This window comes from Devosia sp. BK, assembly GCF_032907385.1.
Classification (GTDB): Bacteria; Pseudomonadota; Alphaproteobacteria; order Rhizobiales; family Devosiaceae; genus Devosia.
Genome location: NZ_JAIMBX010000001.1, coordinates 2,085,501 through 2,110,802 on the forward strand (window position 1 = coordinate 2,085,501; position 25,302 = coordinate 2,110,802).

General features: G+C 61.6%; 24 protein-coding genes. 13 read left to right on the forward strand and 11 right to left on the reverse strand.

The window, feature by feature from the left end; all coding sequences use genetic code 11:
* Window positions 1-3: 3 nt before the first annotated feature.
* Both DevBK_RS10140 and DevBK_RS10145 read right to left on the reverse strand, forming a co-directional pair.
* Window positions 4-1,722: a tetratricopeptide repeat protein gene (locus DevBK_RS10140; RefSeq protein WP_061907847.1), complete on the reverse strand. Its 1,719-nt coding sequence runs from the start codon at window positions 1,720-1,722 to the stop codon at window positions 4-6.
* Window positions 1,723-1,818: 96 nt separating this feature from the next.
* Window positions 1,819-3,465 (reverse strand): electron transfer flavoprotein-ubiquinone oxidoreductase, encoded by a 1,647-nt coding sequence (locus DevBK_RS10145; protein ID WP_317185336.1) that lies wholly within the window; start codon window positions 3,463-3,465, stop codon window positions 1,819-1,821.
* A 66-nt stretch (window positions 3,466-3,531) separates the two neighbouring features.
* Here DevBK_RS10145 and DevBK_RS10150 point away from each other — a divergent pair, with 66 nt between their 5' ends.
* From DevBK_RS10150 to DevBK_RS10165, 4 genes are all read left to right on the forward strand, one after another.
* Entirely contained in the window at window positions 3,532-4,341 is an 810-nt protein-coding gene (locus DevBK_RS10150; protein WP_317185337.1) for a uracil-DNA glycosylase, read from the forward strand.
* A 300-nt stretch (window positions 4,342-4,641) separates the two neighbouring features.
* Window positions 4,642-5,973 (forward strand): MFS transporter, encoded by a 1,332-nt coding sequence (locus DevBK_RS10155; protein WP_061907844.1) that lies wholly within the window; start codon window positions 4,642-4,644, stop codon window positions 5,971-5,973.
* A complete protein-coding gene (gene moaB / locus DevBK_RS10160) occupies window positions 5,951-6,487 on the forward strand; it encodes a molybdenum cofactor biosynthesis protein B (protein WP_317185338.1) in 537 nt (178 codons plus the stop codon). Before DevBK_RS10155 ends, moaB begins: the two co-directional genes overlap by 23 nt.
* A 108-nt stretch (window positions 6,488-6,595) precedes the next feature.
* Window positions 6,596-7,549, forward strand: a complete 954-nt coding sequence (locus DevBK_RS10165; RefSeq protein ID WP_061908089.1) for a glutathione S-transferase family protein — start codon at window positions 6,596-6,598, stop codon at window positions 7,547-7,549.
* A gap of 43 nt (window positions 7,550-7,592) precedes the next feature.
* On the opposite strand, the gene DevBK_RS10170 is transcribed toward DevBK_RS10165, so the two are convergent.
* Complete coding sequence (locus DevBK_RS10170) at window positions 7,593-9,074, reverse strand: MDR family MFS transporter (protein ID WP_317185339.1); 1,482 nt, start codon at window positions 9,072-9,074, stop codon at window positions 7,593-7,595.
* A gap of 353 nt (window positions 9,075-9,427) precedes the next feature.
* Here DevBK_RS10170 and DevBK_RS10175 point away from each other — a divergent pair, with 353 nt between their 5' ends.
* Window positions 9,428-10,576: a PA0069 family radical SAM protein gene (locus DevBK_RS10175; protein ID WP_317185340.1), complete on the forward strand. Its 1,149-nt coding sequence runs from the start codon at window positions 9,428-9,430 to the stop codon at window positions 10,574-10,576.
* 102 nt (window positions 10,577-10,678) lie between these two features.
* Here DevBK_RS10175 and DevBK_RS10180 read toward each other — a convergent pair whose 3' ends face one another.
* A complete protein-coding gene (locus DevBK_RS10180; RefSeq protein WP_317185341.1) occupies window positions 10,679-11,353 on the reverse strand; it encodes an HAD-IA family hydrolase in 675 nt (224 codons plus the stop codon).
* A 79-nt stretch (window positions 11,354-11,432) separates the two neighbouring features.
* The gene (locus DevBK_RS10185; RefSeq protein ID WP_062629083.1) at window positions 11,433-12,014 is read right to left on the reverse strand and encodes a hypothetical protein; all 582 of its coding nucleotides are present in this window, start codon (window positions 12,012-12,014) and stop codon (window positions 11,433-11,435) included.
* A gap of 84 nt (window positions 12,015-12,098) precedes the next feature.
* Between DevBK_RS10185 and DevBK_RS10190 the strand changes: the two genes are divergently transcribed.
* The 3 genes from DevBK_RS10190 (at window position 12,099) to DevBK_RS10200 (ending at window position 15,016) form a co-directional block, all read left to right on the forward strand.
* Complete coding sequence (locus DevBK_RS10190) at window positions 12,099-12,800, forward strand: ribonuclease HII (protein ID WP_062629084.1); 702 nt, start codon at window positions 12,099-12,101, stop codon at window positions 12,798-12,800.
* A gap of 82 nt (window positions 12,801-12,882) precedes the next feature.
* Window positions 12,883-14,016: a site-specific DNA-methyltransferase gene (locus DevBK_RS10195; protein ID WP_317185342.1), complete on the forward strand. Its 1,134-nt coding sequence runs from the start codon at window positions 12,883-12,885 to the stop codon at window positions 14,014-14,016.
* A 190-nt stretch (window positions 14,017-14,206) separates the two neighbouring features.
* Window positions 14,207-15,016 carry an alpha/beta hydrolase gene (locus DevBK_RS10200; protein ID WP_317185343.1) on the forward strand — a complete coding sequence of 270 codons (810 nt, stop codon included), beginning with the start codon at window positions 14,207-14,209 and terminating at the stop codon, window positions 15,014-15,016.
* A gap of 2 nt (window positions 15,017-15,018) precedes the next feature.
* Here the strand turns inward: DevBK_RS10200 and DevBK_RS10205 are convergent, their stop codons facing one another.
* From DevBK_RS10205 to DevBK_RS10225, 5 genes are read right to left on the reverse strand one after another with little or no spacing between them, the layout of a single operon-like run.
* On the reverse strand, window positions 15,019-15,252 hold the full coding sequence (locus tag DevBK_RS10205; RefSeq protein ID WP_061907837.1) for a hypothetical protein: 234 nt from the start codon (window positions 15,250-15,252) through the stop codon (window positions 15,019-15,021).
* Window positions 15,209-15,781 (reverse strand): GNAT family N-acetyltransferase, encoded by a 573-nt coding sequence (locus DevBK_RS10210; RefSeq protein ID WP_317185344.1) that lies wholly within the window; start codon window positions 15,779-15,781, stop codon window positions 15,209-15,211. The genes DevBK_RS10205 and DevBK_RS10210 overlap by 44 nt, the downstream gene beginning before the upstream one ends.
* Before the next feature lie 7 nt (window positions 15,782-15,788).
* The gene (locus DevBK_RS10215; protein WP_317185345.1) at window positions 15,789-16,322 is read right to left on the reverse strand and encodes a YcxB family protein; all 534 of its coding nucleotides are present in this window, start codon (window positions 16,320-16,322) and stop codon (window positions 15,789-15,791) included.
* A gap of 20 nt (window positions 16,323-16,342) precedes the next feature.
* Window positions 16,343-17,353: a hypothetical protein gene (locus DevBK_RS10220; protein ID WP_317185346.1), complete on the reverse strand. Its 1,011-nt coding sequence runs from the start codon at window positions 17,351-17,353 to the stop codon at window positions 16,343-16,345.
* Entirely contained in the window at window positions 17,350-18,177 is an 828-nt protein-coding gene (locus DevBK_RS10225) for a hypothetical protein (RefSeq protein ID WP_317185347.1), read from the reverse strand. Before DevBK_RS10225 ends, DevBK_RS10220 begins: the two co-directional genes overlap by 4 nt.
* Window positions 18,178-18,577: 400 nt before the next feature.
* Between DevBK_RS10225 and DevBK_RS10230 the strand changes: the two genes are divergently transcribed.
* Together DevBK_RS10230 and DevBK_RS10235 are read left to right on the forward strand one after the other, a co-directional pair.
* The gene (locus DevBK_RS10230; protein WP_061907832.1) at window positions 18,578-18,793 is read left to right on the forward strand and encodes a cold-shock protein; all 216 of its coding nucleotides are present in this window, start codon (window positions 18,578-18,580) and stop codon (window positions 18,791-18,793) included.
* Window positions 18,794-18,874: 81 nt separating this feature from the next.
* Entirely contained in the window at window positions 18,875-19,054 is a 180-nt protein-coding gene (locus DevBK_RS10235; protein ID WP_317185348.1) for a hypothetical protein, read from the forward strand.
* Between the two features lie 30 nt (window positions 19,055-19,084).
* Here the strand turns inward: DevBK_RS10235 and DevBK_RS10240 are convergent, their stop codons facing one another.
* Window positions 19,085-20,113 (reverse strand): A/G-specific adenine glycosylase, encoded by a 1,029-nt coding sequence (locus tag DevBK_RS10240; RefSeq protein WP_410494067.1) that lies wholly within the window; start codon window positions 20,111-20,113, stop codon window positions 19,085-19,087.
* Between the two features lie 219 nt (window positions 20,114-20,332).
* Between DevBK_RS10240 and DevBK_RS10245 the strand changes: the two genes are divergently transcribed.
* From DevBK_RS10245 to DevBK_RS10255, 3 genes are all read left to right on the forward strand, one after another.
* The gene (locus DevBK_RS10245; RefSeq protein ID WP_317185350.1) at window positions 20,333-20,851 is read left to right on the forward strand and encodes a DUF721 domain-containing protein; all 519 of its coding nucleotides are present in this window, start codon (window positions 20,333-20,335) and stop codon (window positions 20,849-20,851) included.
* A 90-nt stretch (window positions 20,852-20,941) separates the two neighbouring features.
* Complete coding sequence (locus DevBK_RS10250; protein ID WP_317185351.1) at window positions 20,942-21,781, forward strand: thioredoxin domain-containing protein; 840 nt, start codon at window positions 20,942-20,944, stop codon at window positions 21,779-21,781.
* A 56-nt stretch (window positions 21,782-21,837) separates the two neighbouring features.
* Entirely contained in the window at window positions 21,838-25,299 is a 3,462-nt protein-coding gene (locus tag DevBK_RS10255; RefSeq protein ID WP_317185352.1) for a chromosome segregation SMC family protein, read from the forward strand.
* The last annotated feature ends 3 nt before the right edge of the window (window positions 25,300-25,302 follow it).

Genomic DNA, 25,302 nt, shown 5'->3' on the forward strand with positions numbered 1-25,302 from the left:
AGTTTATTCCGTCGCGGTTTCCGGCGTGAGACCCTTGGTCAACTTGGCGTCGACGCGCTGGGCAACATTGCCCACTTCGTCGACCGACCGAGCGACCTTCCACTGGAACTGAGCCTCAAGGTGCCGTCCCGCCTTCCAATAGGCATCGCCCAGATGATCGTTGATCTCGGCATCGTTGGGTCGCAGCATGACCGCGCGCTCGAGCGTTTCCACGGCTTCGTCGATACGGTTGAGCTTGTAGAACGCCCAGCCCAGCGAATCAACGATATATCCATCCTGCGGCTGCGCATCGACGGCCTGCTCGATCATGGTCAGCGCCTCGTCGAGGTTCATATCCATGTCGATCCAGGAATAGCCGAGATAGTTGAGGACGGCCGGCTGGTCCGGATTGAGCTTGAGCGCCTTGAGGAAATCGGCCTCAGCCTTCGGCCATTCCTTGGCGCGTTCATAGGCGATGCCACGGACATAATAGAAGCGCCAATCGGCCGGCGCTTCGCCACCCGAGATTTCGAGCGCCTTGGTATAGGCGTCGGCGGCCTCGGTATATTGTTCGTCATAACGCAGGAGATCGCCGAGCACCGAAACGGCGTCGAGATCGTCAGGGCTCGTCGATACGATATTGCGCAACCGGCGCAGCGCTTCGGCGCGGTCACCCATGGCATCGAGATTCTGGGCAATGCGCACAACCGCAGTCGGCTTCATAACCGACGAGGCGGGAATGGACTCGTAGATCTTATTGGCCGCATCGTGCTGGGCGTCGGTATCGAGCAACTGCCCGACCGCGAGCGAAATCACGTCGGCGTTGGGCTCGAGGTAACGGCCCAGCTGCAGAAAGACGAGCGCTAGGTCCTTGCTCCCATCGCGCGACAGCGCCACGCCGATACCGTGGAACATCTCAGCCGCGCCGATCTGCACATTGGTCGTGAAGACGCCCGGCCGGCGCTTGGCCTCTACCGCTTCCTTGACCACGGTCACGAGCGGATGGGTCAGCCCTTGGTCTTCGAAAGTCTTGATGACTTCCGTAGCTTCGTCGAACTTCCCGTCATTGGCCAGCATCCGCGCATAGACTTCCACCATGCGCGCGACATAGGGCTCGTTCTCGAACGATTTGGCGGCAAGTTCCAGCGCCTTGGCCTTATCGCCCGAAGCTTCCGCCATCAGCGCACGGTGGAACACAAGGAAATCCTCGAGCCCCGTTGCACCAAGCTTGCTCATCAGCTCATCGGCTTCGGCATAGCGTTTTTCGCCGACGAGAGCCCAGGCCCGAAGAATGCCGGCGGTGATACCGGTAAACGTATCCTGCGAAATCGTCTCAAGCGCATCTTCGGCCGCAGTATAGCGGCGCTCTTTCAGCGCCTCGGTCGCAACGACCAAATCGGCGAGTTCATTTTGACCAACCAGCTCGATCAGGCGCTTGGCGACCTGCGAGGCCTGCCCCATATCGCCATTGGCGGCAAAGGCGATGAACGAGCGTTCGACCAGAACCGGATTGTCCCAATCGCTCTGCGCCGCCTGGTTGAAATAGCGGGCAGCCTCATCGGTGCGCAGTTCATTGAGCGCCTGGCGCCCGGCGAGATAGGATCCGGTGGCGCTGGGCTTGAAAAGCTGCAGCATGTCCAGGAGGCCCTTGGTATCCGTCTGGGCGGAAGCGGCGGGCACGAGTGACATGGCCAGGATCGCCGCCATGAAAGGCCGCACCAGTCGGTTGGAAAGCAAGGTCACGTTGCAGAAGTCTCCCTATGCCGCAGGCGGCACGATTTGGCGGCAAAGATTGTCTGTTTTACGGCCGCGCCGCAAGGCCACGCATGATTTGACCGGTCACATTCCGCTGTAATTGGGCCCACTACCGCCTTCGGGCGGCACCCAGGTGATGTTTTGGGCCGGGTCCTTGATGTCGCAGGTCTTGCAATGCACGCAGTTTGCCGCGTGAATTCTAAAGACCGGCCGCCCCTCTTCTTGGGCAACTTCATAAACACCCGCGGGGCAATAGAGCGGCGCCGGCTCGCCATAGAGCGGCAGGTTTTTCTCGATCGGAACGCTGGGATCGGCGAGGCGCAAATGCACCGGCTGATCCTCGTCATGCGCGAGATTGGCGAGAAACACTGACGACGTCCGATCGAACGTCACTTTCCCATCGGGCCGTGGATAGCTGCGCCCCACCACATCCTTACGCCGCTTGAGTTTTGCATAGTCCTGCGCCCCGTGCTTGGTCAGCTTGAGCGGCGAGCGCCCGAAGATCGAGTTGATCCAGAGATCAGCGCCAATCGCGAGCGATCCCGCAATGGTCCCCAGCCGCCCCCAAAGCGGCTTGGCATTGGCGACGCCCTTCAGTTCCCTTTCGATGCCGGTGCGCATGATGCTCTCGGCAAAATCCTCGAGCACATCCTGCTGCCGACCCGCCGCAATCGCCGAGCCCACTGCATCGGCCGCACCAATCCCCGAGAGAATGGCATTGTGAATAGCCTTGAGGCGCGGGGCATTCATGAAGCCAGCCGAACAGCCGATCAGCCCACCGCCTGGAAAGGCCAGCGTCGGAATCGACTGCCAGCCCCCCGCCGTCACCGCCCGGGCGCCATAGCTGACGCGAGTGCCGCCCTCCAAAAGCTTGGCTATCGACGGATGCGTCTTGAACAGCTGGAATTCGTCGAAGGGCGATAGGGTCGGATCGGCGTAATCGAGATAGGTAACGAGGCCGACATAAAGCTTGTTGTCCTCGGCATGGTAGACAAAGCCACCGCCCGCCGTGCCGTTGTCGAGCGGAAAGCCGAGATAATGGTCGACCTGGCCCGCATGGTGCTTGTCGCCCGGGATTTCCCAGACTTCCTTGATCCCGAGCCCATATTTCTGCGGCTCCTTGCCGAGCGCAAAGTCGCCGATCAAGGCCTTGGCAAGCGAACCGCGCGCGCCTTCCGCGATCAGCGTATATTTGGCCTTCAGGGCGATGCCCTCGGCAAAGCCTGGCTTGGGATTGCCCTCGGCATCGCGCCCGAGATCCCCGGTAATCACCCCGCGCACCGGCCCATCGCCGCTGCGCAGCACATCGACCGCCGCGGTCATCGGAAAAATATCGACGCCCAATTCCATCGCCTGTTCGCCGAGCCACTGCACCAGCCGCCCGAGGCTGACGATCACCGCGCCCGGCGTCTTCATCTGCGGCGGCACCAAAGCATGGGGCAGCGCAAAATCGCCCTTGGCCGTCAGATAGTGGTAGCTGTCCTTGGTGACATTTGGCCCCACCGGCGAACCCTTCAGCCGCCAATCGGGAATGAGCGCGTCGAGCCCCACCGGGTCCATCACGGCGCCCGAAATGATGTGCCCACCGATCTCGGCAGACTTTTCCACCACCGTGACGGCGATGTCGGGATGGCGCTGCTTGATGCGAATGGCCGCGGCCAGCCCCGCAGGACCGGCGCCGACGATCAATACATCGGTCGAAAGCGTCTCGCGATTGCCCGCCTCAGCCATCTTCTCTAGTCCTCGTGAATTTTAGGCGACTGGTCGCCTCTCGCGCGGTGTGACATAACGAGCCTCATGTCTCAAGTTCGAGAACTCGACAAGGCCGAACTGCTTGCCGTGCTGGATTGGTATCGCGCCGCCGGCGTGGATCTTGCCGTTGGCGAAGACCCTGTCGACCGCTTTGCCAAGCCCGCAGCCCCGCAACCTGCCCAACAGGCTCGCCAGGCCGCAACGCCCAATGCCCCCGCCCCGATCCCGGCCACTGCCGCGATTACCGGCGACCCCAGCGAAGCGCGTCGCCTTGCCGCCACCGCGCAGTCGCTCGACGAATTACGCACCATTCTCGAAGCCTATGACGGCTGCAGCCTCAAATTCCGCGCCACCCAGCTCGTCTTCGCCGATGGCAATCCGGAGGCCAAGATCGTCCTTATCGGGGAAGCCCCCGGCGCCGAAGAGGATCGCCAGGGCAAGCCCTTCGTCGGCCGTTCGGGCCAATTGCTCGACCGTATGCTCGGCGCCATTGGCCTTGATCGCACCAAGGTTTTTATCGTCAACACCGTCCCCTGGCGCCCGCCCGGCAATCGCACGCCGACGCCCGAGGAAATGGAGCTTTGCCTCCCCTTCCTCAATCGCCAGGTCGAACTCGTCGCCCCGCGCCTCGTCATGACGCTCGGTGGCCCCGCCATGCAGACCGTCTTGAAGACCACCTCCGGCATCATCAAAATGCGCGGCCGCTGGCAGGACGTGTCCATCGGCACGCACGAGGTCCCGGCGCTACCGACGCTGCATCCCGCCTATCTGCTGCGCAACCCGGCAGCCAAGCAGCAAGCCTGGGCGGATTTGCTGAGTTTGAAGATGAAGATGGATAGTTTGGGGCTGAGCTGAGCGCCCCGCGCCATCGAGTTTGCCGACACCCCCTCCCATCCTCCCCCATCTATGGGGAGGTGCTGGATCGAGTTTGGCGCACCTTCTCGTCAAAACCACCAGCACGACACCTCCCCCTTGATGGGGGAGGCCGGGAGGGGGTGACCCACGCTCACCGCATGGACACCTCCATCGGAAGAAGATCACCCACCCAACTTTTTCCCGCCCGTCCCTAATTCCGCCCTATCGTTTCAGCTTTGTCGCGTTATGGTCACCCTCGCGTGATTTGCAACGTTTGACCGCCCACATATTTCGAGCGCCATGGCTTCCGTCGTCAAAATCTATGCCCTCTTTCTTGGATCGGCTCTGTTGATGTTCGGAGGTGGCCTGCAGGGGCTGCTGCTCTCGGTGCGCGGCGCGGAGGAGCACTTTTCGCTCCTCGCTCTCGGCCTCATCGGCACAGGTTGGTCCGTGGGCTTTGTCGCGGGCTCCATCGCCGTGCCGCTGATCGTGCGAAAGGTCGGCCATATCCGCGCCTTCTCGGTCATGGCCGCCATCGGCACCATTACCATCCTGCTCAATCTCTTGTGGATCAACGACGTCGGCTGGATCGTGCTGCGCGCCCTGTCCGGCTTCTGCTTTGCCGGCGCCGCCATGATCGTTGAAAGCTGGCTCAACGAAGTCGCCGACAACAAGAGCCGCGGCACCATCTTTTCGATCTATGTGACCATCAACCTTGCGGCCTCGACCGTCGGCCAGATGGCCATGTCGATCACCGGCACCGCCGGCTATCTGCCCTTCGTCATCGGCGCCATCAGCTTCATTTGCGCCCTGATGCCACCGGCCCTCACCTCGAGCCCACAGCCGCGCCCGCTGGCCTCCGCCAAGCTTGACCTGCCACTTCTTATAAAAACTTCGCCCGTCGCTGCTGTCGCTGCCTTTTGCTGCGGCATGGCCAATGGCGCCTTCGGCACCCTGGCCCCGGTTTATGGCTATGAGCAGGGCCTTGATTCCACCGGCATCGCGCTGCTTTTTGCCATCGCCGCCATTGCCGGCGCGGTTGCGCAAATCCCCTTTGGCCGCCTTTCTGACCGGATTGATCGCCGCCTCGTCATGATCGGGCTCGCCGCCTGTTCGGCGGTCGTCGGCGTCCTCATCGTCGCCATCAATCCAGCCGCGGGCTGGATGATGTATATCCTCTTTGCCCTCTATGGCCTTGCCGCCAACCCGCTCTACCCAATCGCCGTGGCTCATGCGAACGACTTTGCCAGCGACGGCAATTTCGCCAAGATTGCCGGCGGCATGTTGCTCATCCTCGGCGTCGGTCTCGCCATCGGCCCAGCAATCGCCTCGGTACTGATGAGCAATATCTCGCCTGCCGCGCTCTTTATCATCACAGCCATCTTTCACGCTGTCGTTGCGGTCTTTGCCTATCTCCGCATGCGGGTGCGCAAGAGCGTCGATGCTTCGGAACGCGCGCCGTTCCAGCCTATGGGCAATGACAAGCAGGTTACGCCAGAATCGATTGTGCTCGATCCGCGCGCTGATATGGATCAGGAAGAAGAGATGGTGCTGCGGTCCGAAGCTGCCGTGCCCGATGAACTGATCGAGACCCCGGAGAATGAGCGCCATGTTCAAGACGGAACAGTTTGAAGACCGGGCGTTCAAGCCGCTGTCCATCGCCGTCATTGCCGTGTCGGATACGCGCACGCTCGAAACCGATACCGGCGGCGCGCTGCTGAAGTCGCTCCTCGAAGCCGATGGCCACAGCTGCCATGACCGACAAGTTGTGCGCGACGATATCCAGCTCATCCGCGCGGCCGTTCAGGCTTATGTCGCCGATCCGAAAGTCGACGTCATCCTCACCACCGGCGGCACTGGCTTTTCCGGCCGCGACGTTACGCCGGAAGCGGTCGAGCCGCTGTTCGACAAGCGGATGGAAGGGTTTTCCGTCCTCTTCCATCAATATTCGGCCAGCACGGTGGGAACGAGTTCGCTCCAGTCCCGCGCCACGGCGGGCCTTATCGGCACCACCTTCGTCTTCTGCCTACCCGGCTCGCGCGGCGCCTGCCGCGATGCCTGGGAAGGCATTCTGACCCATCAGCTCGACTACCGGCACAAGCCCTGCAATTTCGTCGAACTGATGCCGCGCCTTAGCGAACGCTGACTTTCAATCCCTGTCGAACAACGCGTTCGGCACTGAGGCCTTTACCCGATCCGCATTGAGGCGCACTTGCAGAGCAAGGAACAGCGCAATGCGGAAAGGGTTTTTGCCATGCTCGTCAACGGAAAATGGACTGCCGACTGGCAGCCGGTTCAGGGTGTCGACGCCAAAGGCGGCTTCGTGCGCCAGACCTCGTCCTTCCGCAATTGGGTCACGCCAGACGGCAGCGCCGGTCCCACTGGCGAAGCCGGCTTTGCCGCAGACGCCGGTCGCTATCACCTCTATGTCGCGCTCATCTGCCCCTGGGCCTCGCGCACACTCATCGGTCGCACTCTAAAGGGCCTCGAAGGGGTCATCAGCGTTTCGATCGTCGAGCCCGAGCTCAGCGCCGAAGGCTGGCGCTTTGCCCAGCCTGATCCGATCAATGGCGCGACCTATATGCATGAGATCTACACCAAGGCCGATCCGCAAGTGAGCGGCCGCGCCACCGTGCCGGTGCTCTGGGACAAGAAGCTTGGCACCATCGTCAACAACGAGAGCGCGGATATCCTCCGCATGCTCAATTCCGGCTTCGGCGCCTTGGCGTCCAACCAATACGATCTCTACCCGGAAACCTTCCGCGCCGAGATCGACGCCCTCAACGACTATATCTATCCGCGCCTCAACAATGGCGTCTATCGCGCCGGCTTTGCCACCACCCAGCAAGCCTATGACGAAGCCTATGTCGATGTCTTTGAAGCGCTCGACACGCTTGAAGACAAGCTCGAGGGCAAATCATTCCTCTTCGGCGAAGCGCTGACCGAGACCGACATCCGCGCCTTCGTGACGCTTGTCCGGTTCGACGCCGCCTATCACGGCCTCTTCAAGACCAATCTCAAGCGCATCGCCGATTATCCGAACCTGCAGGCCTACATGCTGCGAGTGCTCGACGTGCCGGGCGTGCGCGCCACGGTCGATATCGACCACATCAAGCGCGGCTATTATTCGATCAAGACGCTCAACCCCAATGGCATCGTCCCACGCGGTCCCGCCATTCCTGGGCTTTACGAGCCAGCCGCCAAATAGGGCAAAGAAAAAGGGCCGGGGTTGAACCCGGCCCTTCGTGTTTCTAGTGGCCCATTGCCGGGCCGCCGTGACCGCCTTCCGGCCTCTTCACGAAGAAGGCCGCGACGATCATCAGCACCGAAACCACTGCACCGCAGAGGAAGCCCGCACGAATACCGGCGGCCAGTGCATCGACTTCACCAAGCCCGGCGGCAGCACCCGAAGCGGTCTGCAGGCTCATCACCGCCACGAAAAGCGCGATACCCGCGGCACCCGCCACCTGCTGTACCGAGCCCAGAATAGCGCTCGCATGCGAATAGAATTTTGGCGGCACCGAGCTCATCGACGAGGTGAAGAGTGGGGTGAAGGTGAAAGCAAGACCAATGCTGAGGACGATATGGCCGGCGATCACACCCCAGATCGGGGTATATTGGCTGACCATGGTCAGCGCCCACATCACAGCCGACACGGCGATTACGCCGGGCACCAGAAGCGGCCGCGGCCCCACCCGGTCATAAAGCCGGCCGACGACAGGCCCAAGCACACCCATGAGCAGGCCGCCCGGCAGCAGGATCATGCCCGTCTGCAGCGTATCGAGGCCAAGCACCTTCTGGGTATAGATCGGCAAGAGGATCGAGCTACCAAGCAGCGCCACCATCGCGATCGCCATGGTGATCAGCGCCAGCGTATAATTCCGGTGCTGGAGGGTCCGCAGATCGAGCAGCGCCTTGTCGTCATTCTGCAGGCCGAACTGACGCTGCACAAACAGCGCCATCGAAACGACACCCACGACAATCGGAACCCAGGCCGGGACCGCCGAGCCATGCTCTGCGCCTTCCCCGAGGCTCGAGAGCCCATAGACGATGCCGCCAAAGGCAAAGGCCGAGAGGATTACCGACAGGATATCTAGCGGCGCGAAGCGCGGCGTCGACACATTGCGGATACGGCTCGCCCCGATCACGAGCGCTAGGATCGCGATGGGCAGGGTGAAATAGAACATGAAGCGCCACTCGAAATGGGCAAGGATAAACCCGCCGATGGTCGGGCCGATGGCCGGCGCCACCGACATGACAATCGAGATATTACCCATGATTTTGCCGCGGCTTTCGGGCGGCACCAGCGTCATGACGGTCGTCATCAGCAGCGGCATCATGATGGCCGTACCAATGGCCTGCACCACGCGCCCGGCGATCAGCAGTTCGATCCCTGGCGACACGGCGCAAATAGCCGTACCCACGGCGAAGACGGTCATGGCGATCATATAGATCGGCCGCGTGTTCAGCCGCTGCAGCAGAAAGCCGGTGATCGGGATCACCACGGCCATCGTAAGAAGAAATGCCGTCGTCAGCCATTGCGCGGTGCTGGCGCTGATATCGAGATCGGTCATCAGGTGCGGAATGGCGACGCTCATGATGGTTTCGTTGAGAAACACCACGAAGGTCGACACCAGCAAAAGCGCGATCACCAGCCGATTGCGCGCGGCATTGTCCGGATGGTGCGGTGCGCTTTGCGGCAAGCCGTCGAAGCCAACAGTATCAGTTGTCATTTCCAAACCCTCTCTCAAGCGCGCGACATCCGTACGACGCTCCGCGTCTTTACGGTTCGACATCGCTCTTTTATTTTTTCTGCGACAGGGGATGTCAGCAGCCACAAATTGCTGGCCGATTGGAAGCATATTCAGGCCCGATCGTCTGGCCCCGATGCGCCACCCCTTAAACAGTTGCCCTTGATAGGATCTCCGCTTCAAAGCGTCCAGTCCGAGCGTCGCAACGCTGCAATGCGAAACAAAAAATGAGAACATAAGTAGAACTTTGTTCTTGTTGCGTTCCGTTCCGATTGCTAGATTCGGTCCTGTTCCCGGTTCGATTCCGAAGCGTCCCGGGATTAGGGAGATTTCTCATGGCCCTCTATCAGGCCCCGTCTTTCGAAGCCCTCGAACGCTTGAGCCAGAGCCGCGATGCGGACCTCGCTCGGCGCGAGCTGCTCAATTCCGATCGCATCCGTGGCCGCGGCGCCCAGACCAACCGGTCCGGCCGCTTCGAGACCCATGCGCGCGAGAATTTTGACGATGGCTGGGGTTCGGTCGAAACGCTGCCGACCTTCGAAACGGTCGAACATGCCGAGCGCGCCAAATCCATCATCACCAGCAATGACAGCCCCGATATCGGCTTCGAGCGCTCGATCAACGCCTATCGCGGCTGCGAGCACGGCTGTTCCTATTGCTATGCCCGCCCCACTCACGCCTATCTCGGCCATTCGGCGGGCGTCGATTTCGAGCGCGAGATCTACGTCAAGACCAATGCCGTCGAAGCCCTGCGCGCCGAACTATCGGCCAAATCCTATCGACCCAAACCCATCGCCATGGGCACCAATACCGATCCCTATCAGCCGGCTGAACGCAAGCATAAGCTGACCCGCTCCATCCTCGAGGTCATGCTCGAAACGCGCCATCCGGTGATGATCACCACCAAGTCGGCGCTGATCCTGCGCGATCTCGATCTCCTGACCGAACTGGCCAAGCTCGGCCTCGTGAAGGTCGCGATTTCGGTGACATCGATGGATCACAAGCTCAGCCGCAAGATGGAGCCGCGCGCGTCCTCGCCCGCCCGTCGCCTTGAAGCCATCCGGCTCCTCAGCGAAGCCGGCGTGCCCACCGCGATCTTTGCCTCACCGATGATCCCGGCGATCAACGACATGGAACTCGAACGCATTCTCGATGCCGGCAAGGCCCAGGGAGCGCTCAGCGCCTCAATGATCCTCCTTCGCCTTCCCGGCGAAGTCCGCGACGTGTTTCGCGAATGGCTCCTCCGCCACTTCCCCGATCGGGTCCGCCATGTTCTCTCGCTCGTCCGCGACACCCGCGGCGGGAAGGACTATGACTCCCGTTTCGGCACGCGCATGACCGGCGAAGGCCCCTACGCCACCCTCCTCCGCCAACGCTTCGAAAAAGCCCGCGAACGCTACGAACTCGACGCCAAACTCCCAAGCCTCCGCACCGACCTCTTCATCCAGCCCCAGCTGGAAAGCAAACAGATGAGTTTGTTTTAGCGGTTGGCAATGGCCCCTCTTATTCCTCTCCCCCTCGGGGAGAGGTGGCTCGGCCGAAGGCCGAGTCGGTGAGGGGGATTTCTCAGTGAGCTCCAAGGTCCACTAAGCTAAAACGCGACCTTTGACAAACTCCAGCAACGCCGCATCCCGATAATCCCGCGCCGCCAGCGTCGCACCGGCCTCGACCAATTGCGCCGGCTCAAGCCCCGTCGCCATGCCGATCGTCGCAATTCCCGCCGACGTCGCCGATTTCAGCCCCGTGCGCGAATCCTCGAACGCCACACAGTTCGCCGCTTCCGCCCCCAATATCCGCAGCCCTTCGAGATAAGGCAGAGGATGCGGCTTGCCGTGTTCCAGCTCGTCCGCGATCACCAGCCCCTTGAAGCGAGGCCGCGCGCCGATCGAATTCAACAACTGCTCGGCATTATCCCGCGGTGCATTGGTCACCGCCACCGCCGGCAAACCGATCGAATCCGCCCAATCGAGCAATTCGAACAGCCCATGCACTGGTTCGATCCCTTCAGAAGCCAGTTCGCGGAACAGCGCTTCCTTGCTCATCATGATGTCCCACTGCCGCTCTTTGGTCTCGCCCGGCAAAAAGCGCGCGCCGATCGCCTCATTAGCGAGCCCATGCAACTCCCGCCCAAAGCGCTCGCGATCGAAATGATGACCATAGGGCGCAAAGGCTCGGTTGAAAGCCTCGAGATGCAGCGGATCGCTTTCCACGAGAGTGCCATCGATATCGAAAAGCAGGCCAGCGCCAGGCTTGAGTGTCATGGTTCGTCCCTAAATAAGCGGCGCGAAACCACACGAACGCAGCGCATTCGTCAACAGCTCTGTTGGCTTAGGGGGTGTCTCAGTATTGCGCGATCTTGCGCGCATTGGTCGCCATGAAATCGAGCGAGGCCATGACGCCCTGTAGCGACAGCCAGATTTCAGCCGGCTTACCCTCGCCGACAATCGGCACGACGAGCTTTAGCGATGTACGCTCTTTCATCTGCTCGATCAGGCTCAGCGCCAGCTCGGGATCGGCGACGAAATACTGGTTGGTCGTGTTAAAACGCGTCTCGATTTCCGCGCCCATATTGAGCATCACCGGAACCGAGCCGGAAAACAGCAGCCGCATCGGGCGCGTCTCGTCATAGGCGGTTTTGTCGGTCGCAATGGTGATCGCCACATCGAGCGTGCCGTCGAGCCGGTTGCGGATCAGCGTCAGCTTATAGGCCGGCAGATTGGCGCTGTTCCTCGTCTGGCTCCCTGTGCTGGCAAAGCAGGAATAGCCATAAAAGTCGGTCGCATCCTCGTTGATATTGTCGGGGCACGAGGCAAGCCAATCGCGAAAATATTCGCGCCATTCGCCATAGGGATGATGGAAAGGCTGAGCCATACCAGGCGCGGCGAAGGCGATGAGGGCGGCAAGGGCGATGGCGAAGCGCATAACAAACTCTCGTCTTTGCCCCCCGGCCAGACTCTTATACCAGTGCGCCTGAGAAAAAGACCAGACGATGACCGGCAGGAGCTGATGGCACGCAAGGCGGCAACAGCAGCAATTTTGGAAACCAGCGCAGAGCTCTTCGCGCCCGAGGCCGATTTCCCCGATTTCTCCCACGAAGCCATGGCCTATGCCCGTGGTGCGCAGTGCGTCGTCGGTGTCGATGAAGCCGGCCGCGGCCCCCTTGCCGGGCCCGTCGTCGTTGCCGCCGTGCGTCTCGACCCCGAACGCATCCCACAAGGTCTCAACGACTCCAAAAAACTCACCGCCGAACGACGCGAAGAGCTCTTTGCCGAAATTCTTGCCGTCGCCGATGTGTCCGTTGTCAGCGCCCCGCCCTCGGACATCCTCAGCCTCAATATCCGCGGCGCCACTCTCGCCGCCATGGCCCGCGCCGTTCGCGCCCTTCCCTGCGCTGCCGATTGCGTCCTCGTCGATGGCCGCGATGTGCCGCCCATGCTCGCCTGCCCCGGCATTGCGCTGATCGGGGGCGATGGCCGCAGCGTCTCGATCGCCGCCGCCTCCATCGTTGCCAAAGTGATGCGTGATCGCATGTGCGCAATCATGGATTGCGACGCGCCAAATTTCGGCTTTGCCGGCCACAAGGGCTATGGCACGGCGGCCCACCTCAAGGCGTTGAATTTGCACGGCCCTTGCCGCCATCACCGCTCGGCTTTTGCCCCGGTAGCCGCGCTTCTCGTCACGCAGACCGTGGTTGTAGTCGAGAGTTAACCCCTCGCTAACCCCTTGCGAACGCTCCATTAACCCTGACAAAGTACAAAGGCAGGGTTAGTACTGCGTTAGGGATAGTTGCATGTTGCGTACCGCGCGTACGGCCCCGTTGGCCGATGCGGAGGAGGCTGTTCGCCTTCCGATCGACACCATTCTTGTGGGCGATTGCATCGACCACATGAATGCCTTGCCGGCCGGCTCCGTCGATCTCATCTTTGCCGATCCGCCCTATAACCTGCAACTGGCCGAGGGGCTCACGCGCCCCGACCAGTCAAAGGTCGATGCGGTCGATGATGATTGGGACAAGTTCGATTCGTTTGCCCACTATGACGCCTTTACTCGCGGCTGGCTGAAGGCCGCCCGCCGCGTCCTGAAGCCCGATGGCGCCCTCTGGGTCATCGGCTCTTATCACAATATCTTCCGCGTCGGCACGGCGCTCCAGGATCTCGATTTCTGGATGCTCAACGACGTCATCTGGCGCAAGGCCAACCCGATGCCCAATTTCCGTGGCACCCGGTTCACCAATGCGCACGAAACGCTGATCTGGGCCTCGAGAAGCCAGAAGAGCCGCGTGACCTTCAATTATGAAGCCATGAAGCTTGCCAATGACGACACGCAGATGCGGTCCGATTGGCTCTTCCCGATCTGCACCGGCGCCGAACGTCTGAAAGACGAAGACGACGGCAAGGTTCATCCGACCCAAAAGCCCGAAGCCCTGTTGTTCCGCATTCTCAATGCGACGACCAAGCCGGGCGATATCGTGCTCGACCCGTTCTTCGGCACCGGCACAACCGGCGCCGTCGCCCGCAAGCTTGGCCGCCACTTCATCGGCATCGAGCGCGAGGACACCTATGTCGCAGCGGCCCGCCAGCGCATCGCCTCGATCCGTCCAGCCGTGTTCGATGCGCTGCAATCGGTCACCCCGAAGCGCAAGGAAACGCGCATTCCCTTCGGGTCGCTCGTTGAACAAGGCTTGATCGAACCGGGTGCGCAACTTTTCGACTTAACGAAACGTTACTCTGCCATGGTTCGTGCAGACGGCTCGCTCGTCTCAGGTCCGCACCAGGGGTCGATCCACAAGGTCGGCGCATTGGTTCAGGGTGCTGAGGCATGCAACGGGTGGACCTTCTGGCACCACGACTTTCTTGGCGTAACCGAGCCCATCGATGTCCTCCGGGCAAGTGTGCGCCAAAAACTTGATTTGCTTTCTGCCTGATCCTGACCTCCAATCACTCAGGCTCTTAAACTGGCCGCTGGTTTGCCCCAGCGGCCTTTTTGTTTTCGGAAAACGTGATGCCGCGCCCCGCGGCGATAGCCATTCAATAAATCGATGCGCGAACAAACAGGAGACGAAACATTTTCGTCCTCGCTGACGTTGCTGCGTCGGTTTGGTGAGGGCGTTAGCCGTGTGGTCGTTGCTTCAGATATTCAATGCTTTAACCCCGAAGGACGCGGGATCTGAGAAGATCGCACGCGACCTTGCCTACGGCGCTGAGCCGCGCCAAAAGCTCGATATCTATGCGCCGCGCAACCCTTCTGGGCCGCTGCCGGTGGTCTTTTTCATCTATGGCGGCTCCTGGATGGATGGGGATCGGCACAATTACGATTTTGCCGGCCGCGCGCTCGCGGCCCTCGGCTATGTAACCGTCGTCGCCGATTATCGCCTCCTGCCCGAAGTCGAATATCCGGCCTTCCTCGATGATTGCTTCATGGCCTTGAAATGGGTCGAAGCCACTATCTCGGAATTTGGCGGGGACTCCTCACGGATCGGCCTGATGGGCCATTCGGCTGGCGCCTATAACGCCATCATGCTCGCGCTCCATCCGAATTATCTGGCGCAGTCAACCATAACCAAGAGCGTGCGCTGCGTCGTCGGGCTGTCAGGGCCATATGATTTCTTTCCCTTCGACGGCAAAATCACCATGCGCACCTTTGGCGCCGTCCCAAATCCGCGCGACACCCAGCCCATCGAGCATGTCAGGAACACGGCCGCCCCCATGTTCCTCGCAACCGGCGACAAGGACGGGCTGGTCTACCCAAGAAACACCGTAGCCTTGGCCAAGCGCTTGCGCGGTGTAGGTGTGACCGTCGAGGAAAAACACTATCCGCAACTCGGCCACCCACAGACCCTCATCGCCTTGAGCCGTCCGGGACGACGTATGGCCCCGGTGCTCGACGACGTGGCGAAATTTCTAGACTCCAACCTCAAGGTTTAAGCCTACCAGTTGGATTCCAGAGCTTGTCGCACCTGCGCATCCGACCATTCCGCCGGCACCCACACGGCCACTTGCTGCCCACCCTGCTCGACATAGGCATGGCGCATCGGCGTCGCCCCTTGCGCGCCGGGGTGTTCGTCATGATCGTATTCGGCAAATTCGTGGCTGAAATCCTTGCCCTGCCAATCACCCTCATGCAGCCAGCGACCCGTAAAATTTCCCTTGGAAGCATCCATTCGCATCTCCTCTTTGAAGAAGAATGCGCGAACCTGCCCGTCGCTCCCAGGAAAATGGTTTGGTCAGCCAAACCCGTTTCGGGGCAGCACCATAGTGATCGATCGAGTCGGCGTACCCATCTCGGATGGCATCACATTCTTCGGTTTTCTGCCAGCCGCGATGCTGGTAAAAGTCTATGGCATTCCTATTGAAGACGCGAACGTCAAGCACGGCCGCGCCATTCTCCTCCGCATGGTCCATCAAGGCTTTTCCCAAGCCGCTCCCTATCGCCTCGGGATGCACGTGAATTGCATGCAGATATGATGCGTCTAGGTCAAACATACCGAGGACAACGCCATCGCGCTCGGCGACCACAAAGTTCTGCCAACGGGAATCGACATAGCCATGCGCCGGGCGTTCGCCCCGATAGCGCACTACGGATGCGGCATGCACATGAGGCGCCCAATGGGTCAACCACGAGAGATCGAGAAGACTTTTGAGTGCGTCTTTGTCTCTAACGTCGGCCGGCCGAATGCGGATAAGGGTCACGGATACCTCATTTCCATTTCCGCGCCATCGCCTGCGGCGCAGCCGCTGCGATGACGCCTTCGATGTCGGCGCGCTGCTCGGGTGACAGAAAGCGCAGCGGAATGATGCGGCGCAGGTTCTGCGATTCAAAGAGCACGATCAGCTTGTCGTTGTGCTCGACGCGGAAAAGGTCGCTCCAGGGCAGCTTCGTATTGCCGAGATCGGAATGGGCGAGATAGTGGGCCTCGTCCCAAGCAATCGCATAGGGTTTTCTAAGGCTCGCCTGCTGTTTGAAAATCCGGCGCGCCGTACCCGGATTGATGACCCAGACCACAAAGGCCGGCCCGGCAAGCACGGCCAGCGGCGAGACGATCGTGAAAGCGGCAATCGGGAGGGCATTGCCCTCGTCCCAAACCAGAAGCGCAAATATCGTCGAGAGGGCAGCCGAGAGAAGCAGCACGCTCAAAATCCCCCGCGGCCGCCGCAATGAATTGATGAATTGCAGCTTATTGGCGTCGGCCAGATCGTGCGGAAGCAGTTGAATGTCGGCGGTACGGTTCATTCTGATCTCGGGATTGAGGGTCAGCAATCAGCAAAAGCTTGTCCGATGTCGAGCGGACAACCGATCTGGTCCGCAAGGTTTTGCGCAAATTCATTGAGCCCATCGGTCTTGGGATCGGCGGCAAGAAAGAGCGACTGGCCCTCGGAGTTTGGCGCGGCACTGTCGCAAATGGCGTAGAGCGTGGCGCCGCCGCTGCCTTTGGCAGGTGTCAGGCGGACGACCTCCAGTCGGCGAATGGCGGATCGCGGGATGACGTAGAGCTGGCTCGAGAGAACCACCAAGGCCTCGCCACCTGCCGCTATGCTCAGCCTGGGCTCGGTACTAATCCCCGCCTCCAGTCGACGGGCATATTCGAGCTGCGTCTCCAGTGGCGCGCTGGATTGCGGTGGAGTGCCGCCAATCGAAAGGGTTCGCAGCCGCTGGCTCGACGAAACCCATTGCCTCTCCACTTCGCTCAGCGTCAGGCAAAGTCCCGTGGCGATTTCCACATGGCACGCGGACCGCAGGCGCGGATAGCGCTCCTCCGCGGGGTTCTGGAGATTGTCCGATTGCAGATGCGGCGGCCACGCCGTCAGCCGGATTTCCGCCAGGTCCGAGGTCCAGGACGCCACAACCGTGTTCCAGCGACGGCCGATCGGCGCCGGGCCAAGGGTTTTGGCGATGTGCTCGCCGGTGCGACGGAGATTGAAATCCGCATCGTCCGCCAGCCAGACAAGACCGCTAAAGCGGCTGATCGGGAATTGCGGCGGTATGCGATCATGGACATAGGCCGCCCAAGGCCGCATCGCCCCCGGCAATTGCTCCGCCTCCGGCAGCAGCAGGGTAGGCCAGTTGTAAATCGGGTCCGAAACGATGCCATTGCGCGCTTCGATCGCCGAACGCGGCTCATCGAGCGGCAGCCCCCAGGCAGACAGTAAGGCCGTGAGCGGATTTTCGCTTCCAGTGCCAGCAAGGTCTCGCGCAGGCGGACCATCCGGCGCGGACACAGCCCTCTTCGACTTCGGGCCGAACAGATTGCGCAGGATATTCATGGCCGCGGCGTTTCGTAGGTGCAAAGCGGTGGACGCGGCGTGCCCCTCTCGGTAGCGCTCATGCCCGCATACCAGCCCGCGCCCATGGCAATGAACCTTACCTCCGCAAACAGCCAAGCATTGGTATTTTTGCCCTTTGTGCGCTCGGCAGCGAGTTCCATGAAGGCAATGCCCGGCCCCCCATCCTCCTCACAGCCAACTTTCGTCGCGTTTTCGCGGATGAGATCATCGAAATAGCGATCACGCAGCGCCTGATTGGCCCGAATTTCGGCGATACTGGGCACCTCGGCGCATTCGCCGGTCAGCACCTGTATGCCCACCGGCGTGCTCAGTGGATCGTCCTTGAAAAAGGCAATCGTGCCGGCCCGCAGGTTCTCGGCGAGGAAGCGCAGATATTCTGTATTCGCCGTTTCCGCATCCCAGCCGCGTGTCTGTTCCACCGTGCTGGGCAGCCCCGGACCATCAAGGAAACAGCCGCGCTCGCCCAATTCAGCATAGTCGTCAATCCCCGAGGTGACGGCCACGACCTCAGGATCGTCGATCCGGATCTGACTTTTCACAGCCGGTGGCGCGATGACGCAAAGGCTCGACGGCAGCACAATCCAGTCTCCCGTCCGAAAGGTTTCGGGATCGTCTTCCGCTTCGGTAACCACCGCGCTCAGTGCGTCTGCGGAAAACCCTGCCGCGACAGCAAGGTCAGTGGTCTGCGGGCCAATCGCGCAACCCTGGCCCACCAAAAAGTCGTCGAACTCCCCTGCCAAAGCCACGTTCGCTTCGGCAATATGGGCGAAGAGGCAGCAAAGGGCAAAAAGGGCGCGCTTCATCAAGACACATCTCACAGTCCATTCGAACGGAAGCATGATGGCGCAGATGGGGCTATAATTCGACCGCCGCTGGAAAAAAAGCATTTAAGAGCCGACGGCGATCAAGACCACAATAGAATGCCGCCTCGTCCTGTCGTTTGAGACCAAAAACGACGGTCTCTTTTTACGAACAATATCTTAGGTCTTTGCCGGCCTCCGAGGCTGACAAACGCCCGCCTTGCCAAAGACACGATTGAATGCGATAAGTGCAGCATACGTTTTCAGCCTAAGTCGGCTGTGTCTGCCGGTCATTTCCGGTCCTCGGCGCTCTGATCTACTTGCGAACGTTCTAGACCCTCTTGCATGTCGCAGGGGGAAACCGCTCGTTTCGCTTCGGCTCCGAGCTACCCAGGAATACAAAATGTCCCGCATCAACGGCACTGTAAAATTCTTCAACGCCACCAAAGGTTTTGGCTTCATCACGCCTGAAACCGGTGGCAAGGATCACTTCGTTCACATTTCGGCTGTTCAGCGCTCGGGCGTTGATGGCCTCTATGAAAACGACAAGGTCAGCTACGAAGTAGAAACCGGTCGTGACGGCCGTGAATCTGCTATCAATCTTACGCTCGCTCAGTAAGCAGCGTTCTAAAGCTCACGGATAGGCCGCCCGCTGGCGGCCTTTCTCGCCCCGATTGGGCTTTCAACCACGGGGAACAATATGAAGCCAAATATCACCGCTCTCGAACGTGCGTTCGAGCTTGCCAAAAGCGGCAAATTCGCCAGCGTCACCGAAGTAAAGCAGGCCATTGCGCGCGAAGGCTATTCCGCCAGCCAGCTTGAAGGACCGATGCTCGCGCGCCAGTTGCGCGCTCTCGTCAAGGCGAGTTTGCCGGAATAGGCGCGTCTCTGCGCCGGGAGTGCAAGTGCGTTATTCCAACCCCGCCTGAGCCAGCACCTTTCTGAACAGCGTCGGCAATGCCTCGCCTTTTAGCGCGCTGGCAGGGGCCCACCAGCCATTTTCGAGACCATCTGGAGCAACTTCAGCCGACCATATTTCGAGCTCAAGCCGGAAATGGGTAAAAATGTGGACCACCTGTCCCCGGTGCCGCCACTCCGCTGAAACGGGATGCACCACCGCTCCGGGGTCTGCGCTCCATTCCGATGTCGGCACTTCGGTCATGCCCGCCAGCAGCCCTTTTCCTGGCCGAGACTGGAGATAAACGTCGCCGCTGGCGTCGGTCATGACGAAGGCATGGCCACGTCGGGTCGGACGTTCCGCTTTCACCGGCTTGATCGGAAACATGGTTGGATTGCCTGTGCGTGTGCCAAGACACTCGGGCTGGAGCGGACAAATCAGACAAGATGCTGTCCGCGGCGCGCAGATCGTGGCGCCCAAATCCATCATGGCCTGCGCAAAATCGCCCGACCTCTTCGGAACGCTCAGTTGCAGGGCGGCCCGCAATTCGTCCTTTGCCTCACGCACCGGAACCGGCAGCGCATAGTAGCGCGCAAGCACACGGTCGAGATTGCCATCGAGCACCGCAATCTCCTCATCAAAGCAGATCGCGGCAATCGCAGCGCTGGTATAGGCGCCAATCCCCGGCAACGTCTGCAGGCCGGCCGAAGTGTTGGGAAACACGCCGCCATGCTGCTCGACAACTACCTGGGCGCAGGCATGAAGATTGCGCGCCCGCGCGTAATATCCAAGCCCGGCCCATTCGCGCAGCAATGCGTCGAGCGGCGCAGCTGCAAGATCATGCACCGTCGGCCAAAGCGCGGTGAAACGCAGGAAATAATTGCGAACAGCGGCAACGGTCGTTTGCTGCAGCATCACTTCGCTCAGCCAGACGCGATACGGGTCCGGCCTGATCCCACGCGCCCGATCGGCCGGCGGCACACGCCACGGCAAATCCCGCGCATGCCGATCATACCAGACAAGAACTGCAGCAGCGTCGATGGGGTGGGGATCGATAAGAGGCATGATGCAGGGATATAGGCTCGGGCCAATGCGCCGCAAGTATGGTGATTGCCGCCCCCCTCCCGGCCTCCCCCTCCCGGCCCCCCCCTCCCAGCCTCCCCCATCTAGGGCGAGGCTGGGAAGGGTTGAAGCCCCACGCACAATATACCCAGCGGTCTCCCCCTTGCCCCAACCCGCCCCACTCGCTACTTCCCATCCATGGCCGAAGAAAAGCTGCCCGAACCAAAACGCCGCAATCGCACGCTCAGCGTTGCCGATGTGCTTTCGGGCGCGCTCGATCCGGTGTTGAAAAAGCGCGGTTTCGCCACGCGTGACATCATCACCCATTGGCGGGTCATCGCGCCGCGACCCTATGATCAGACGACCATGCCAGACAAACTGGTCTGGCCCCGCAGCGCCGGCCATGGTCATGAGGGCGCGGTGCTCTATCTTCGCTGCGGCCCTGGCCAAGCCCTCTTCGTGCAGCATGCCGCGCCCGAGATCGCCACGGCGGTTAATCGCTATTTCGGCTATCTTCTCGTCAACGAAGTCCGGCTCTCGGCCGAACCATTCACCCCTGGTTCAGGCGCCAAGCGGCAAAAAACCCGTGAGCCAAGCCAGAACGAGGTCGCCAAGGTGGGGGCCGCAGTTGAAAAAATCGACGATGAAGATTTAAAGGCCGCCTTGCGTGATCTGGGCCTGGCGCTGGCCGGCCGATCGGAGCGTAAGGACGGATAGTCCGTTCACCCCCAAGTGATAATCGTGCCCACTTGCCGACATCAACGCCATGTGTAGTGTCGCGCAGACAATGTTCAGGAGCCTAAAGCCGTGAAATTCAATCGCCGTGAGACCCTTATTCTTGGTGCGGCCGCTTCGGCGCTCAGCCTTTCGGGCATCAGCGCAACGCAAGCCGCGGACGGCGATGTGGTCGATCCGGCTAAGCTTGCCGCTCCTGCTGGCAATATCGCCGACAAGGTCGAAGGCTCCGCCGACGCCCCGGTCACCGTCTACGAATATGCTTCGCCGACCTGCCCGCACTGCGCTGAATTCCACAACAACACTTATGCGCCCTTCAAGGCTGCCTATATCGACACCGGCAAGGTCAAGTTTGTCGTTCGCCCATTCGTGCGCAACGTGCTCGACGCTGCCATTTTCATGCTGGCCGAAGCTGCCGGCGAGACGAATTACGAAAACGTCCTCGCCACCTATTTCCGCACCCAGGGCGAATGGGGCGTGTCGCAGACGCCGCGCGACGCGATCTTCACCATCGCAACTCAGCTTGGTTTCACCCAGGAGACCTTTGACGCTGCCCTGACGAATCAGGACCTGTTCGCTGGCATGGAAGCGATGCGCGATCAGGCGCTGAACGATTTCGGTCTTCAGGGCACTCCGACCTTCTATATCAATGGCAAGACGCTGTCGGGCGCGCAGACGCTGGAACAGCTCTCTGCTGAAATCGACCCGCTGGTTCCGGCCGATTTCAAGCCGACCACCGGCACCACCACCGAAACTCCGGCCGCAACCACCCCGGCTGCTCCGGCCACCGATGCGACGACGCCGGCAACGCCTGCTCCCGCGACCACCACGCCGGCACCGGCAACGCCGGTCACGCCGACCGACACGATGGCTCCGGCCGATACCATGACGCCGGTCACCCCGGCTCAGTAAGACCTTTGCAAGATCCCCGCCCCTAGTGGCGGGGATTATGCTATTGGGGTGGCTCCATGAAGTTCACCCGCCTCAAACTCCACGGTTTCAAATCGTTCTGTGACGAGACAGTGCTCGTCATGGAACCTGGGCTGACCGGCATTGTCGGCCCCAATGGTTGCGGCAAGTCTAACCTTGTCGAAGCCATGCGCTGGGTCATGGGCGAAAATTCATACAAGGCCATGCGCGCCTCGGGCATGGACGACGTCATCTTTTCCGGCTCCGGCAATCGGCCCGGCCGCAACAGTGCCGAAGTCACCCTCGTCCTCGACAATCTCGACCGCACGGCCCCCGCCGCCCTCAACACCGCCGACGTGCTCGAAGTCACCCGCCGCATCGAGCGCGAACAGGGTTCGGTCTATCGCGTCAACGGCAAGGAAGTGCGCGCCCGCGATGTGCAGCTGCTCTTTGCCGATGCCTCGACCGGCGCCCATTCCCCCGCCATGGTCCGCCAGGGCCAGATCGGCGAGCTTATCGCCGCCAAGCCGACCGCCCGCCGCGCCCTTCTCGAAGAAGCCGCCGGCATTTCGGGCCTTCACTCGCGCCGGCACGAAGCCGAATTGCGCCTTAAGGCCGCCGAGGCCAATCTCGAACGCGTCGACGACGTCATCGCCCAGATTGAGACCCAACTCGAAACCTTAAAACGCCAGGCGCGCCTCGCCATCCGCTATCGCGGCCTCTCGGGAGATATTCGCCGGGCCGAAGCCACGCTCTTTCACATTCGCTGGGTCGCCACCCGCGTCGCCGAAAAAGACGGCGAAGCGGCTCAGGCCGTCCTTATCCGCAAGCTTGCCGACGCCACCCATGCCGAGCGCCTGGCGCAGAAAAGCGTCGAAGAGGCCGAAGCCGCTCTGCAGCCCCTCCGCGAAAAAGAAGCCGTCACCAGCGCCATCCTGCAGCGCTACAAGATCCTCTACGAACAATTGAGCGATGAAGCGCGCCGCATGAGCCAGCGCCGTGCCGAACTCGAAGAACGCCTGCGCCAGATCGCCGAAGACGGTACCCGCGAACGCGCCCTTGTCGAAGAAAGCCAGGAAAGCCTCGCCGCCTTCGCCGAAGAAGAAGCCCAACTTGCCGCCGAGGAAGAGGAAGCCGAAGCCGGACTCGAAACCGCACGCCTCGCCGCCGAGGAAGCGCGCGACGCATCCCTTGCCGCCGAGGCCGCCGTGCGCCGCCTCACCGACGCCCTCGCCCAAATCCGCGCCCGCCGCACCCAATTCCTGCGCGCGGCGCAGGATGCCCAGATCCGCCTCGACCGGCTCGAACGCGAACTCGCAACCGTCGAAGCCGAGAAATCCGAACTCGCCCTCAGCCTCAACAGCGACGATCGCGTCATTACCGCCCGCGAAGGTCTCGCCGAGGCGCAGGCCATCACCGAAGCCGCCGAGGAAGCTGCCCTCACCGCCGAGGAAGATGCCGCCATAGCCCAGGCGCAACTCGACGACATGCGCCCGCGCCTTGCCGAACTCGACGCCTTCCTCGCCGGCCTCGAATCGGAAGCGTCCACCTTGGGCAAGATGCTCAATGTCGGCTCCAGCCTCTGGCCGGCCATCGTCGATGAACTCAAGGTCGAGCCCGGCTACGAAACTGCCCTCGGCGCGGCGCTCGGCGATGACCTCGATGCCTCTTCCGATGCCGGCGCGCCGCTTCATTGGTCCATTGCCATTGAAGGGTATGATGATCCGCCCCTCCCCCAGGGCGCCGAACCGCTTTCGCGCTACGTCACCGGCACGCCGCTCCTCAAGCGCCGCCTCGATCAGATTGGTCTCGTCAGCGAATTCGATGGCGAAGGCCTTATGCCCGCCCTTTGGCCCGGCCAACGTCTCGTGACGCTCAACGGCGCCATGTGGCGTTGGGACGGCTTCGTTGCCGCCGCCGATGCACCGACGGCCGCCGCCCTCCGCCTCGCCCAGCGCAATCGCCTCGCCGAACTCGACGAGGAAATCCTCCGCGCCAAGGCCGAGCGTAATGCCTATCGCCGCGATATCGACGCGCAGACCCAAAAACTCGACCTCGCCCGCCAGGAGGAACGCCTCCGCCGCGAAGATTGGCGCAAAGCCCAGCACGGCATCGGCGTCGCCCAGGCCGAACTCGATACGGCCCTCAAAGCCCAGGGAGAAATCGCCACCCGCCATTCCGCCTTGGAGGAAGCCGAAGCCCGCCTGCGCACGAGTCTCGAAGAAGCCGTCGCCATTCGCGAAGAGGCCGAAATTGCCCTCGAAGACCTCGGCGACGAAGACGACAACAGCGCGCAGCTCGACGCCGCGCAGGCGCACCTTGCCCGCCTCCGCGAAAAAGCCGACGAAGCCCGTCTCCGCCTTGGCTCGTTCGAAAACGCCGCCCGTATGCGCCGCGCCCGGCTCGACCAGATCGCCCGCGACAGCGCCGCCTGGCGCCGCCGCCATGAAGCAGCGTCCGCCCAATTGGCGACACTTGACCAGCGCGTCGCCGCCATCAATACCCAGATCGCCGAACTCGACACCGCCCCCGATGGCTTCGCCAATCGCCAGGCACAGCTCGAAGACCAGATCAGCGACGCCACCCTCGACTATCAGGAAGCCAGCGACCGCTTCGCAAAAGCGCAAACCGCCTGGCGCGACCACGAAAAGAGCCTCCGCACCGCCGCCGACGCTCTTTCCGAAGTCCGCATCGAGCTGACGCGCATCGAAGAGCGCCTCAAGGGCACCATGGCCCAGCGCCAGCAGATCGAGCGCCAGATCGAAGAAACCCTCGGCATCCCCGCCAGCAAAACCCTCGAAGCCTCCGGCATCCGTCCCGAAGAAGCGCTCCCGCCGGAATCAAGCATCGAGCAAAAGCTTGAACGCCTCAAATTCGAGCGCGAGCGCCTGGGCGGCGTCAATCTCTCCGCCGAAAAGGAAGCAGCCGAGGTCCAGGAAAAGCGCGACACCATGGTCGCCGATCGCGACGACCTGATCGAAGCCATCGCCAAACTCCGCAGCGGCATTTCCGCCCTCAACCGCGAAGGCCGCGCCCGCCTTTCTGAAGCCTTTGAAAAAGTGAACGCCTTCTTCCAGGAACTCTTCACCACCCTTTTTGGCGGCGGCACGGCCGAACTCACCTTTGTCGAAAGCGACGACCCGCTCGAAGCCGGTCTCGAAATCATCGCCCGCCCGCCAGGCAAGAAGCCGCAGACCATGACGCTCCTCTCCGGCGGCGAACAGGCGCTGACCGCCATGAGCCTGATCTTTGCGGTCTTTCTCACCAATCCCGCCCCTATTTGCGTGCTCGACGAGGTCGACGCGCCCCTCGACGACGCCAATGTCGAGCGCTTCTGTAATCTCCTCGAAAGCATGCGCCAGCGCACCAACACCCGCTTTATGGTCATCACCCACAACCCCATCACCATGAGCCGCGTCGACCGCCTCTTCGGCGTCACCATGGCCGAACGCGGCGTCAGCCAGTTGGTCTCGGTGGATCTGCAGACGGCGGAGGGTTTCCGAGAAGTCGAGCAAGCCTAGCCA

Bases quoted from the DNA above. Each gene is read 5' to 3' on its own strand.
- DevBK_RS10145 (WP_317185336.1), bottom strand. From the start codon at position 3,465: ATGGCTGAGGCGGGCAATCGCGAGACGCTTTCGACCGATGTATTGATC.
- DevBK_RS10150 (WP_317185337.1), top strand. From the start codon at position 3,532: ATGTCTCAAGTTCGAGAACTCGACAAGGCCGAACTGCTTGCCGTGCTG.
- DevBK_RS10155 (WP_061907844.1), top strand. From the start codon at position 4,642: ATGGCTTCCGTCGTCAAAATCTATGCCCTCTTTCTTGGATCGGCTCTG.
- moaB (WP_317185338.1), top strand. From the start codon at position 5,951: ATGTTCAAGACGGAACAGTTTGAAGACCGGGCGTTCAAGCCGCTGTCC.
- DevBK_RS10165 (WP_061908089.1), top strand. From the start codon at position 6,596: ATGCTCGTCAACGGAAAATGGACTGCCGACTGGCAGCCGGTTCAGGGT.
- DevBK_RS10170 (WP_317185339.1), bottom strand. From the start codon at position 9,074: ATGACAACTGATACTGTTGGCTTCGACGGCTTGCCGCAAAGCGCACCG.
- DevBK_RS10175 (WP_317185340.1), top strand. From the start codon at position 9,428: ATGGCCCTCTATCAGGCCCCGTCTTTCGAAGCCCTCGAACGCTTGAGC.
- DevBK_RS10180 (WP_317185341.1), bottom strand. From the start codon at position 11,353: ATGACACTCAAGCCTGGCGCTGGCCTGCTTTTCGATATCGATGGCACT.
- DevBK_RS10185 (WP_062629083.1), bottom strand. From the start codon at position 12,014: ATGCGCTTCGCCATCGCCCTTGCCGCCCTCATCGCCTTCGCCGCGCCT.
- DevBK_RS10190 (WP_062629084.1), top strand. From the start codon at position 12,099: ATGGCACGCAAGGCGGCAACAGCAGCAATTTTGGAAACCAGCGCAGAG.
- DevBK_RS10195 (WP_317185342.1), top strand. From the start codon at position 12,883: ATGTTGCGTACCGCGCGTACGGCCCCGTTGGCCGATGCGGAGGAGGCT.
- DevBK_RS10205 (WP_061907837.1), bottom strand. From the start codon at position 15,252: ATGGATGCTTCCAAGGGAAATTTTACGGGTCGCTGGCTGCATGAGGGT.
- DevBK_RS10215 (WP_317185345.1), bottom strand. From the start codon at position 16,322: ATGAACCGTACCGCCGACATTCAACTGCTTCCGCACGATCTGGCCGAC.
- DevBK_RS10220 (WP_317185346.1), bottom strand. From the start codon at position 17,353: ATGAATATCCTGCGCAATCTGTTCGGCCCGAAGTCGAAGAGGGCTGTG.
- DevBK_RS10225 (WP_317185347.1), bottom strand. From the start codon at position 18,177: ATGAAGCGCGCCCTTTTTGCCCTTTGCTGCCTCTTCGCCCATATTGCC.
- DevBK_RS10230 (WP_061907832.1), top strand. From the start codon at position 18,578: ATGTCCCGCATCAACGGCACTGTAAAATTCTTCAACGCCACCAAAGGT.
- DevBK_RS10235 (WP_317185348.1), top strand. From the start codon at position 18,875: ATGAAGCCAAATATCACCGCTCTCGAACGTGCGTTCGAGCTTGCCAAA.
- DevBK_RS10245 (WP_317185350.1), top strand. From the start codon at position 20,333: ATGGCCGAAGAAAAGCTGCCCGAACCAAAACGCCGCAATCGCACGCTC.
- DevBK_RS10255 (WP_317185352.1), top strand. From the start codon at position 21,838: ATGAAGTTCACCCGCCTCAAACTCCACGGTTTCAAATCGTTCTGTGAC.